The sequence below is a fragment of the Micromonospora thermarum genome (assembly GCF_012034245.1).
In the GTDB taxonomy this organism is placed as follows: domain Bacteria; phylum Actinomycetota; class Actinomycetes; order Mycobacteriales; family Micromonosporaceae; genus Micromonospora; species Micromonospora thermarum.
In genome coordinates, this window is the sequence record NZ_JAATEO010000044.1 from 24,124 (window position 1) to 34,763 (window position 10,640).

The following is a 10,640-nucleotide window of genomic DNA, read 5'->3' on the forward strand; positions in this document are numbered from 1 at the left end:
GCTACGCAGCGACCGCGAGCCAGCCGAGATCCGGCGACAGGCCCGAACCAGCACAGCTGCGTGTTCGTCCGACGTGGCCTCGTCGCATAGGGCTGCTGCACAAAATCGAAAGGGGCCATCCGGGAGATTCCGAATGGCCCCTGGGCTGCGTCGGGACGCCGGATTTGAACCGACGACCCCTTGTTACCAGCCGTAGCCACCGCGAGGTTGTCATCGCTTGCCGCAGTGGTCGTTTACCTGCACAGATGCTGGCAGCCTTTCGTCGCGTCTTGTCACTGGTCGTGAGCGTCAGGACAGGGTTTTCGGGGGGTAAACGGGGGCACCGTCGGGACCGTTCACACCTCACCGCTCTGCCACGACTGCGCAGTCCCGCGCATCGTCGGACAGGCCGACCTGCACCTCAGCGGCAGTCGAGCCGTGGGGGTTCATGTGGCGGGTCGACACTTACCCGATGCCTACACCGTCCGGCTCACGGGGGTGGTGATTCCACGCGACGCGGATCAGGCGGCGCTGCAGACGTCGGTGACGGACTTCCACGGCGGGGACCACATTCGTTAGAGGTCCTAGGAGGATGATTCCGGATGCGTGGCTGTTTGCCGTCGAACGTCGTCAGAGATGAGGTAGCTGGCTGTCTTCGCGGCAACCGAGCGGCAATCGAGGCAGCCGCCGACCCGGCCGTGATCGCCTGCTGGATTGCTCGTGCCATCCACCATCTCGAGGCGCTCGCCGAGGCTGCGACGCTGGCGATGGTTGCACATTCGAACGGAGAGCCGGCCATGAGAACCGACCGACAGGACACTATTCATCTGCAGCGTTGCGTAGCACTCGCCTCAGAAGCTTTGGCGGCCGGCGACGACCCGTTCGGGTCCGTCTTGGTTGGCCCGAGCGGAGATGTGCTGGCGGAGGCCCGAAACCGGGAGACGTCCTCGGCGGACCCGACGGCGCATCCTGAACTCGCCCTAGCACAGTGGGCGGCCGGACACCTGCCGCCGGCGGTGCGCGCCACCGCGACCGTCTACACCTCAGGCGAGCACTGCCCGATGTGCGCGGCCGCCCATGCCTGGGTAGGACTTGGCCGCATCGTCTACGCCGCATCGAGCTCGCAACTCGCCACCTGGCGAGCGGGGTGGGGCGTGCCGGCCGGGCCTGTGGCCGTCCTTCCCGTCACCGCCGTCGCACCGGCCCTCACGGTTGTCGGCCCGGTCGCTCCCTTGGACGAGGAAATGCGGCTCTTGCACGAACGCGCCGCGCAGCGGCGAGCCGCACATTAGCGACACGCGGGCACCTCTCAGGGCTCGCAGCGCCGCCTCGCCAAGGTCGATTCCCCGCAGGTCGACGCAGAACTGCCCGTCAGGAGCGGTCCAGTTGCACGCCGACTGCGACGGTCCAGGGTTGCGGCTGATGAAGGTCACCGCTCAACGTCTCCGTCCGTTACGTCGGCAAGGGCGGCGTCGTGAGCGGCATGATCCAGACCACCGTGTGCGCCGAGCCCGGCGACTCCGGCGGCCCGCTCTACGACGGCACCAAGGCGCTCGGCATAACCTCCGGCGGCAGTGGCGACTGCCGGTCCGGCGGCACCACCTTCTTCCAGCCCGTACGTGCAGCGGCCAACGCGTACGGCGTGGTCGTCTACTGATCCGGCAGCGCGGCCAATCAGAGAGACTCCCGGCCGTGGCCGGGAGTCCTCTGCCGGCACTGGCTCCGACGATCGGTCACCCCGATGACCTCGCGCCGCTCCGACAACAGTGAATCAGGAGGTGGCGCTAGCCGTCGGTGCGGTGGTCGGGCGGCCGCCACCCGCGGGCTTGCTGGGTACGGTCGTTGGAGCGCTGTCCGGCTTGCCGGCCGTGTGCGATGGGCGAGCCTCGGTCGGCCGGACAGTCGGGGTGTTCTTCCTGGCGTCCTTCTTGGCGAGTAGATCGTCGCAGAAGGCAGCCACCTCCTCCTTGGTCCCGGCGGCGGTGATCAGCGCGCTGAACGCGGGGTTTTCCAGCGCCTTGCCGGGGTTGTCGCCGGCACCGGCCCTGAACGCGTGGCACAGGCCGACCAGCGACGGCGACGGGGAGGCGGCGTTTTTCCCCTCAGCCGACTTCCCCGCCTGCTTGGACGGCTTACCGGTAGCGTCCGGCGACGGCTGCACCTTCGCGTTGTCGGTCAGCGGGTTGGGCAGCACGCCGTTCGTGGCGGCCAGGGCGACGCCGCCGGTAGCCACGGCGGCCACCGCCGTGGCGCCGGCGACTTTCAGGGTGAGCAGTTTGGCGAGGACGGTCTCGAGCATCAAGCGTCTCCGTGGTCGAAGGACTGGGCCGAGATGGGCTGCCCGGAAGGCATCCAAGGCCGTCTCCCCACCCGACCACTCACCGGGCTGTGCCAGGGCGCGGGCCGCGGCGAGCAGTCGGACCAGGGCATCCAGGCCCGGCTGGTCGACGCCGTCACCGCTGAGCAGTCGCTCGGCGGTGACGTGGTCCACCCCGTAGGCTGGTGAGCACTCATCTCACGGTCCTCAGCGCCGCAGCCGCTACCCGCGTCACACCCCTCACGCCGCGCGCCGCCGCGCCTTCGGAGGGTACAGGGGTGCTGGCACCCGGCGACGCCTCGGCAAAAGCGCTGAGCGCTGCCCCCACGCATGCCGGAAGCCGTCGGGGCCGGTGGGGCGCGTCCTGGCTCGGACGGGGTCGCGCCGGTCGAGCTCCGCATTGACCAGAGGCGCCACGTCGGGGCCTTGGACCTCAGTGGCTGGGCTTTTGGCATCCGGTGCCGGTGAAAACGCCGGGAATGCCTTAGCCCTGCCGGGGGCGTGGCGGGCGGGCTGGTGGAGCCTGCTGGTGGACGTCGGTCTCGGCGGTCGACGTCCTCGCTGCCGACGGTTGTGGCTGTGGAGCCGTCGGTTGGACATTCGGTCGGGCTGGCCGCGTCGGTCGGGGCAGGTCCGTCGGTTCGGCTGACGGTAGGGCAGGTGGCGACTGGATCGAGGTGTCGGCCGCTGGCTCAGGATCGGTCCCTGTGGGCTGCGTGGCGGCGGGGGTGGCTGGCACCGTGAGGGAGGGTGCCGGTAGGTCGGTCGGGACGTAGGCATCGGGGGCTGATGGACTCGTCGGGGCCTCCGGGGCGGGGGCTGGCAACTGTTGGCGGAGCTGCTCGATGTCGTTTCGCAGCCGCACGGCGGTCTCGTGATCGTTGATGGCGTCCAGCAGGGCTGCGGCGCGTTCCAGGTGGTAGCGGGCGTCGGCGTGCTGACCGCTGGCGAGGTCCTGTCGGACTTGGTCGAGCGTTCGGACGATCTCGCGCTCGGTGATCAGTGCCTCGGCTCGGTCGGCGTGGACCAGTCGAGTGACTGGCCACATCAGCTCGCCCGGTTGGGCGCGGGCGGCGCCGAGCCATACACCGCTGGTGATGGTGACCAGGGCCAGCATGGCGCCGGTGTATGCCTTGTGTCTCGGTCGCCACCTCAGTCTCCGGGTGAGGTCGTCGCCGGGGCTGCGGGCTGACCGGTCGCGCCGGGCGGCGGTGCCGTGAATGGGTGCGGCGGCGACCGTTGATGGCGATGCGGGTGCGTCGTGGGCTGCTGGCCCCACCGGCGTCAGCTGGAGGGTCGATTCCAGGTGTTGCGATCGCGCGAGCACGTCGGCGTGCCAGCCGGTCAACAGGGCGGCGATCGGGTCGTCGGCCGGGTGGTCGGGTGGCGGCGGCGCACCGCGGCTGATCGCGTCGAGTAGCCGGTCGTCCTGCTCGACCGGATCCGGCGTAGTGGGCCCGTCGGAGGTCACGGGTTCACCTCGGTGAGGGTGTCACCGGCGAGCGTGCGGAGCCGGGTGAGCGCACGGTGCTGCGCCAGTCGCACCGCGCCTGCCGTCATGCCTAGCACCGTACCGACCTCGTCAGCGGTCATGCCGACCGCAAGCCTCAGCACCAGTACTTCCCGATGGGTTGCCGGTAGTTGCGCCAACAGCCTGACCAGTTGGGCAAACAGGTCGGCGGTGAGAGCACGTAGCTCCGGACCCGGGGTGAGGTCGGGTGCGTCCGGGACGTCCGCGACGCTGTCGGACCGGTCTCGCCTCGCGGCACGGCATACGTCGGCGACCTTGCGGGCGGCGATGCCGTAGACGAACGCGAGGAAGGGGCGACCTTGGTCGGTGAACCGCGGTAGGGCGCGCAGCACGGCGAGGCAGACCTCTTGTGCAACGTCTTCGGCGGTGGCTCCGCCGACGCCGATGTGGCCCAGCCGCGCCACGCTGTAACGAACCGCGATCGGCCTGATCAGCGTCAGGACCTGGGCGACGGCAGCAGGATCTCCGTCGACGGCCCGACGGACAACGGCGGGATCCGGTACCTCCATACGCTCACGGACCCCTCTCGATGTGGCTGGCTCGACGGTATCCGCCCGCTGGCGAGGCACCAATAGGACGTGGTGAAACGCGGACGGCCTACCCGCCGATATCCCGGGCAGGAGGTCCGCGACCCGACGTCCCCGACGTCGGGTCCGCCGGTATGCCACCTTTCGTCCATATTTATATATTTCCAATAACAGAGTTCTGTTCTTGCTGGTCCAGGCCATTCTTGGTGGGGCAACCTGCGTGTGGGCCAACCGCCCCCCTACCGCACGTGGAGAGGAACCCCCATGCGCAGAACCCTCGGCGTCGCGATGCTCACCGGCATCGTCGTCGCCTCCGCCGCGGCGACGGGCGCCACCGCCGCCCCCACCGACGCGACCACCGGGTACATCGTCGTCCTCCGCGCCGACGCCGACTCCCCGTCCGTCGCCGCCGCGCACGCTCGCGCCAACGGCGCGACGGTCGACCACGTCTACCAACACGCTCTGCGCGGCTACTCGGCGCGGATGAGCGCCACCGCCGCGGAGCGGATCGCACGTGATTCGCGGGTGCTCTTCGTGCAGGCCGACGGCGTGGCAACCACGACGGCGCAGTCGATGCCGACCGGCATCAACCGGGCCGACGCCGAGCTCAGCCCGACCGCGAAGATCAACGGTGTGGACGAACGGGTCGACGTGGACGTCGCCGTCATCGACACCGGAGTCGACCTGGACCACCCGGACTTGAACGTTTACACCGCCGGTGCGAAGAACTGCAGCACCGGGCGCACCGCCGACGACGGCAACGGTCACGGCACGCACGTCGCGGGCACGATCGGCGCGCTGGACAACAGCACGGGCGTGGTCGGCGTCGCCCCGGGCGCCCGAATCTGGCCGGTGCGGGTGCTGAGCAACTCGGGCAGCGGCAGCTTCTCCGACATCATCTGCGGCATCGACTTCGTCACCGCGAACGCGGACAAAATCGAGGTTGCCAACATGAGCCTCGGTGGCTCCGGTTCCGACAGCGCCTGCGGTAGCAACAAGGACGCGATGCACGAGGCGATCTGCCGCTCGGTCGCTGCCGGCGTGACCTACGTGGTGGCGGCCGGCAACAGCTCCGCCGACTCCAGCACCTTCGTGCCGGCGGCGTACGACGAGGTGATCACGGTCAGCGCGCTCGCCGACTTCAACGGCCTACCCGGCGGCGGCGCCGCAGCCACCTGTCGCAGCGACATCGACGACACCCTCGCCGACTTCTCCAACTACGGCGCCGACGTCGACCTGATCGCCCCGGGCGTCTGCATCCAGTCCACCTGGAAGGGTGCCGCATACAACACCATCTCCGGCACCTCGATGGCCAGCCCGCACGCCGCCGGCGGCGCCGCCCTCTACAAGGCCACCCACCCCACCGCCTCCCCCAGCACCGTCAAGTCGGCCCTCCAGTCGGCCGGCACGACGGACTGGAACAACGTCGACGACCCGGACGGCATCAAGGAGAAGCTGCTCAACGTAGCCACCTTCTGAGACAGACCGGCACCGGCGACGGCGCCGGCAGGCTCGACCCTTCCCACCCCGGTCCCTCGCCGCACGTCACGTGCTGCGGGAGCCGCGAACCCGGCACCGGCCGCTCCTTGCTCCCCCAGGGCAGCGGCCGGTGCCCGGCTCATCCGGTGCCACGTGTACCTCACGAGCGCGGCAGCAGATTCGGGTGCAGGGTCGGAGAACCCGGCCGTCACCAACCTGGTCACCGCAGCGGGTGGCGGCGAGCACGTCAAGGCCGAGCCGGAGTCGCGGCCGGCTCGCCTGCCGACGCCGTTGCCCACGCGGGGGCGACCCGGGCAGGGGCGGGCCGGCCCACCAACGCACCCCCTCAAGACCGGACGGGTGACGTGCCGACAAGCCGACCGGACATGAGCCTGCCGTCTCCTGACCGTCCCACCGCTGCGCCCGGTGGCGCGCCCACCGTTCCGGCTGAAACCGGATCGGCGGGTCGACCGGGGTCTCAACCGGACCGTGAGGAGCCTGACATGCGTGATTCGTTTCCTGACGAGAAACCGCCCCTGTCCTCACCTCGACCTGGACGATGGCCGGGCGATCAACCGTCTTACCGAGCGGCATCCCAGGCCCGAAACCGGAACGAGCGGCCGGACGAACGGGCTTGGGCGGTCGCCACCGTCGCACGGCGCGGTGCCGGCGCTCCTTCACGTCGCAGAGCAGACGGCAGGTGGCGCAGGCGGGCGGTCATCTGGCTCGCCGCGGCATGCCTGCTCGTCGGCTTCAGCCTGGGCTTCGGCGCCGGCGTACAACAGGCGCGGTCAACCGGCGGCGGACCGAGCGGTGCGGGCCCGTCTCGCGCCGCGGGCAGCGACGGGATGGCGTCGGTTCCGGACGCCGTGGTCCCGCCCATGGCCGACCTGACGGGGGCCGTCACCGTTTCGACGGGAGCCACGAGACGTCGTGGCATCACCGAAAGTTATAGGTAAAGCACGATGGTTGCCGGTATTGCGCCATACAAGGTCGTCTAACACCATTGATGTAGATTGGTTGATCCCTCCAGGCCAGCGTCTCCCGCGGGGCAGCGCCGGCCCACCCCAACCCCCTTGGAGGAGCAATGCGACCCACAAGGTCAACCTGGCGTCGAGCCGCCGCAGCCGCCGCAAGCGGCGTCCTGATGGTCACCGCGCTGGCCGGCACACCGGCCCACGCCGCCCCCGCCTCCCCGGAGACCGCCGCGAAGCTCGTCGCCACCCTCGGCGACCGGTCAGCAGGCAGCTACCTCGACGCGAGCGGCAACATGGTCGTGACCGTGACCGACGCGGTGGCGGCACGGCAGGTCGCCGCCGCCGGGGCGACGCCGAGGATCGTCGCGCATGGCCCGGCGGAGCTGCGCCGGGCAACCGCCGAACTGGAGCGCACCGCAAAGATCCCCGGCACCGCCTGGTGGACCGACCCCACCACCAACCAGGTCGTCGTCAGCGTCGACAGCACCGTCGTCGGAGCCGCATTCGACCGGGTGCGCTCCGCCGTCGACCAGCTCGGCGCCACCGCCCGCCTGCAACGTGACGCCGGCGTGCTCCGCACCACCATCTCCGGCGGCCACGCGATCTACGCCGGCAGCGGTGGACGCTGCTCCCTCGGGTTCAACGTCCGAAGCAGCAGCGGCACCCAGTACTTCCTGACCGCCGGCCACTGCACCAACATCTCCCTGTACTGGTACGCCAACTCGTCCCTGAGCACCTACCTGGGCCCGCGCGTCGGCAGCAGCTTCCCCGGCAACGACTACGGCATCGTCCGCCACGACAACAGCAACGTCACCCGCCCAGGCAACGTCTACCTCTACAACGGCTCCTACCGCGACATCACCGGCGCCGGCGACGCGTACGTCGGGCAATCGGTGTTGCGCTCGGGCAGCACCACCGGCCTGCGCAGCGGCTCCGTCACCGCGCTCAACGCCACCGTCAACTACGCCGAGGGCACCGTCTACGGCCTGATCAAGACCAACGTCTGCGCCGAAGGCGGCGACAGCGGCGGCTCACTGTTCGCCGGAAACACCGCCCTGGGCCTCACCTCCGGCGGCAGCGGCAACTGCAGCACCGGCGGCACCACCTACTTCCAGCCCGTTAAGGAGGCGCTGGCCGCGTACGGGGTCAACGTCTACTGATCCCGCGTAAGACGCGGGGCCGTCGGAACCCTCGACGGCCCCGCTGCCGGCGCACCGGGTCCGCCCGGGCGGGCCGTGGGCGTGTCGGTCGTCTATCCCCACCCCGGTCGCGCCTGCCATCCGCGGATTCGGGTCAGCTCCACGGCACCGACTTCCAAATCGGGTGCTCCGAACCCAAGGTGCCGGCCGAGTTGTTGTTCCCCCGTATCACCAGACGTCGACTCCGCGTTGCCGTCCCAGCGGTGTCGGCCTGTTAGGAGTTCGGGCACCTTACCCCCAACCATGAGAGGTAACCCGATGCGGGTCATCAGACTCAGGCTTCGAACGGCTGCAGGCGCCCTCGCTGCGATCATGACAGCCGGACTGCTCGTCCTGTCGCCCGGCACGGCAGACGCGGCATCGCCGAACATCGTGATCAGCCAGGTCTACGGTGGCGGCGGCAACTCCGGCGCCCAGTACCGGAACGACTACATCGAGCTGTACAACCGCGGAACCGCGACCGTGTCGCTCGCCGGCTGGTCAGTGCAGTACGCGTCATCCACCGGCTCGTCCTGGTCGAAGACCAACCTGTCCGGCAGCATCGACCCAGGCGAGTACTTTCTCATCCAGCACGGGTCCGGCGGAAACAGCGGTGCGGCGCTGCCCACCCCGGACGCCACCGGCAGCGTCAACCTGAGCGCCACCAAGGGCAAGGTCGCGCTGAAGACCGACCAGACCGTGCTGACCTGCAGCACCGGGTGCACCACTCAGTCCGGAGTCAGGGACTTCCTCGGCTACGGATCGGGGACCAACTCGTACGAGGGCGCCGGTCCGGCCCCGACGCTGTCCAACACCACGGCCGCGCTACGCGCCGGAGCGGGTGCCACCGACACCGACGACAACGCGAGCGACTTCACGGCCGCCGCGCCAACGCCGCGCAACTCCAGCTACGGCGGCGGCGACGGTTGCAGCGGGACGTGTATCAGGACGATCCAGGCCGCCAAGCACATCTCCCCGCTCAACGGCCAGTCGGTCAGCGGCGTACCGGGCATTGTGACCGCGAAGAGCACCACCGGTTTCTGGTTCCAGGACCCCAACCCGGACAACGACCCGGCCACCAGCGAGGGCATGTTCGTGTACACCGGCGGAGCACCGCAGGTGAACGTCGGCCACTCCGTCACGGTGAGCGGCACCGTCAGTGAATACCGCCGGGGTGGCTCCAGCACCGACAACCTGACCATCACCGAGATCGTCAACCCCTCGATCACCACGATCTCCACCGGGAACCCGCTGCCGGCGCCGATCGTCGTGGGCTCGGACGGCCGGGTGCCGCCGTCCTCGGTGATCGACAACCTGTCCACCGGTGACGTCGAGACCCGCACCAGTTTCGACCCCACCACCCAGGGCATCGACTTCTGGGAGTCACTCGAGGGCATGCGGGTGCGGTTGGACAACCCGAAGGTCGTGGGACCGCGCAATACCTACGGCGAGATCCCAATCGTGCCGGTGGGCAGTGGGACCATGACCACCCGGGGTGGCATCGCAATCCAGTCCAACGACTTCAACCCGGAGCGGGTGCTGGTAGACGACCTGCTGGTCGCCACCCCGACGGCCAACGTGGGCGACACCCTCTCCGGTGCCGTGGTCGGCCTGCTCGACTACTCCTTCGGCAACTACAAGCTGCAGGTCACCGGCACCCCGACCGTGAGCAGCGGCGGGATCACGCCGGAGACCACCGCGACCCCGTCGGCCACCGAGCTCGCGGTGGCCACGTTCAACGTGGAGAACCTGGCGCCCGGCGACCCGCAGTCCAAGTTCGACACCCTGGCCAGCCAGATCAAGAACAACCTCAAGTCGCCAGATTTGATCGCCGTCGAAGAGGTCCAGGACAACAGCGGCACCACCGACAACGGGGTGGTGGCGGCCGACCAGACCTGGACCAAGCTGATCAATGCGATCACCGCCGCCGGTGGCCCGACCTACCAGTACCGGCAGATCGACCCGGTCGACGGCCAGGACGGCGGCGCACCGGGTGGCAACATCCGGCAGGGCTTCCTGTTCCGCACCGACCGCGGCCTGTCATTTGTGGACCGGCCGGCAGCCGGATCGACGACCGCCAACTCGGTGATCAACAACAACGGGGCGCCGCAGCTGCGGTACTCGCCGGGCCGAATCGACCCGGCCAACTCGGCGTTCAACGCCAGCCGCAAGCCGCTGGCCGGCGAGTTCACCTGGAACGGCCAGACGTTCTTCGCCATCGCCAACCACTTCAACTCAAAGGGCGGCGACGACCCGTTGTTCGGGCGCTGGCAGCCGCCGGTGCGGTCCTCGGAAACCCAGCGACACCAGCAGGCCGCCGTGGTGAACGGCTTCGTGGACCAGATCCTTGCCGTGCAAGCCAGTGCGAAGGTGATCGTTCTCGGTGACATCAACGACTTCGAGTTCTCCGAAACCACGAACATCCTGACCGGCAACGGCAGCATACTGACCAGCCTGCCGGCCACGCTCCCGGCCGCCGAGCGGTACACCTACGTGTACGAGGGAAACTCCCAGGTGCTGGACCAGATCCTTCTCTCCAGCAGCCTGACCGGGTTGCCGTACGCCTACGACATGGTCCACGTGAACAGCGAATTCGCCGCACAGGTCAGTGACCACGACCCCCAGGTGGTCCGATTGCCGTTCTAACCCGTG

The 10,640-nt window shown here is 69.3% G+C and carries 8 protein-coding genes and 2 pseudogenes; 7 read left to right on the forward strand and 3 right to left on the reverse strand.

The window, feature by feature from the left end; translation table 11 throughout:
* Positions 1 to 581 precede the first annotated feature (581 nt).
* Both HCJ94_RS26975 and HCJ94_RS26980 read left to right on the forward strand, forming a co-directional pair.
* Positions 582 to 1,271 (forward strand): nucleoside deaminase, encoded by a 690-nt coding sequence (locus HCJ94_RS26975; protein WP_240944551.1) that lies wholly within the window; start codon positions 582 to 584, stop codon positions 1,269 to 1,271.
* Between the two features lie 143 nt (positions 1,272 to 1,414).
* Positions 1,415 to 1,636: pseudogene (locus HCJ94_RS26980) on the forward strand (trypsin-like serine protease); the annotation flags it as partial.
* Between the two features lie 114 nt (positions 1,637 to 1,750).
* Here HCJ94_RS26980 and HCJ94_RS26985 read toward each other — a convergent pair.
* On the reverse strand, positions 1,751 to 2,278 hold the full coding sequence (locus HCJ94_RS26985; RefSeq protein WP_168003830.1) for a hypothetical protein: 528 nt from the start codon (positions 2,276 to 2,278) through the stop codon (positions 1,751 to 1,753).
* A 33-nt stretch (positions 2,279 to 2,311) separates the two neighbouring features.
* On the opposite strand from HCJ94_RS26985, the gene HCJ94_RS26990 reads away from it, so the two are divergent.
* On the forward strand, positions 2,312 to 2,485 hold the full coding sequence (locus tag HCJ94_RS26990; protein WP_168003831.1) for a hypothetical protein: 174 nt from the start codon (positions 2,312 to 2,314) through the stop codon (positions 2,483 to 2,485).
* A gap of 640 nt (positions 2,486 to 3,125) precedes the next feature.
* Positions 3,126 to 3,488 (forward strand): hypothetical protein, encoded by a 363-nt coding sequence (locus tag HCJ94_RS30590; RefSeq protein WP_240944552.1) that lies wholly within the window; start codon positions 3,126 to 3,128, stop codon positions 3,486 to 3,488.
* A gap of 138 nt (positions 3,489 to 3,626) precedes the next feature.
* On the opposite strand, the pseudogene HCJ94_RS31585 reads toward HCJ94_RS30590, so the two are convergent.
* A pseudogene (locus HCJ94_RS31585) lies at positions 3,627 to 3,767 on the reverse strand (anti-sigma-D factor RsdA); the annotation flags it as partial.
* Positions 3,764 to 4,336 carry an RNA polymerase sigma factor ShbA gene (shbA, locus tag HCJ94_RS27000; RefSeq protein ID WP_168003833.1) on the reverse strand — a complete coding sequence of 191 codons (573 nt, stop codon included), beginning with the start codon at positions 4,334 to 4,336 and terminating at the stop codon, positions 3,764 to 3,766. The pseudogene HCJ94_RS31585 and the gene shbA, both read right to left, overlap by 4 nt.
* A gap of 282 nt (positions 4,337 to 4,618) precedes the next feature.
* Here shbA and HCJ94_RS27005 point away from each other — a divergent pair, with 282 nt between their 5' ends.
* The 3 genes from HCJ94_RS27005 (at position 4,619) to HCJ94_RS27015 (ending at position 10,634) form a co-directional block, all read left to right on the forward strand.
* Positions 4,619 to 5,833: a S8 family peptidase gene (locus tag HCJ94_RS27005; protein ID WP_168003834.1), complete on the forward strand. Its 1,215-nt coding sequence runs from the start codon at positions 4,619 to 4,621 to the stop codon at positions 5,831 to 5,833.
* A 1,087-nt stretch (positions 5,834 to 6,920) separates the two neighbouring features.
* Positions 6,921 to 7,970, forward strand: a complete 1,050-nt coding sequence (locus HCJ94_RS27010) for a S1 family peptidase (protein WP_168003835.1) — start codon at positions 6,921 to 6,923, stop codon at positions 7,968 to 7,970.
* A 351-nt stretch (positions 7,971 to 8,321) separates the two neighbouring features.
* Positions 8,322 to 10,634 (forward strand): DUF8508 domain-containing protein, encoded by a 2,313-nt coding sequence (locus tag HCJ94_RS27015; RefSeq protein WP_205801984.1) that lies wholly within the window; start codon positions 8,322 to 8,324, stop codon positions 10,632 to 10,634.
* Positions 10,635 to 10,640: the final 6 nt, after the last annotated feature.

What these genes read in the sequence shown, in the direction of transcription:
- HCJ94_RS26985 (WP_168003830.1), bottom strand. Translation starts at nt 2,278, where the DNA reads ATGCTCGAGACCGTCCTCGCCAAACTGCTCACCCTGAAAGTCGCCGGC.
- HCJ94_RS26975 (WP_240944551.1), top strand. Translation starts at nt 582, where the DNA reads ATGCGTGGCTGTTTGCCGTCGAACGTCGTCAGAGATGAGGTAGCTGGC.
- HCJ94_RS27005 (WP_168003834.1), top strand. Translation starts at nt 4,619, where the DNA reads ATGCGCAGAACCCTCGGCGTCGCGATGCTCACCGGCATCGTCGTCGCC.
- HCJ94_RS27015 (WP_205801984.1), top strand. Translation starts at nt 8,322, where the DNA reads ATGACAGCCGGACTGCTCGTCCTGTCGCCCGGCACGGCAGACGCGGCA.
- HCJ94_RS27010 (WP_168003835.1), top strand. Translation starts at nt 6,921, where the DNA reads ATGCGACCCACAAGGTCAACCTGGCGTCGAGCCGCCGCAGCCGCCGCA.
- HCJ94_RS26990 (WP_168003831.1), top strand. Translation starts at nt 2,312, where the DNA reads ATGGGCTGCCCGGAAGGCATCCAAGGCCGTCTCCCCACCCGACCACTC.
- shbA (WP_168003833.1), bottom strand. Translation starts at nt 4,336, where the DNA reads ATGGAGGTACCGGATCCCGCCGTTGTCCGTCGGGCCGTCGACGGAGAT.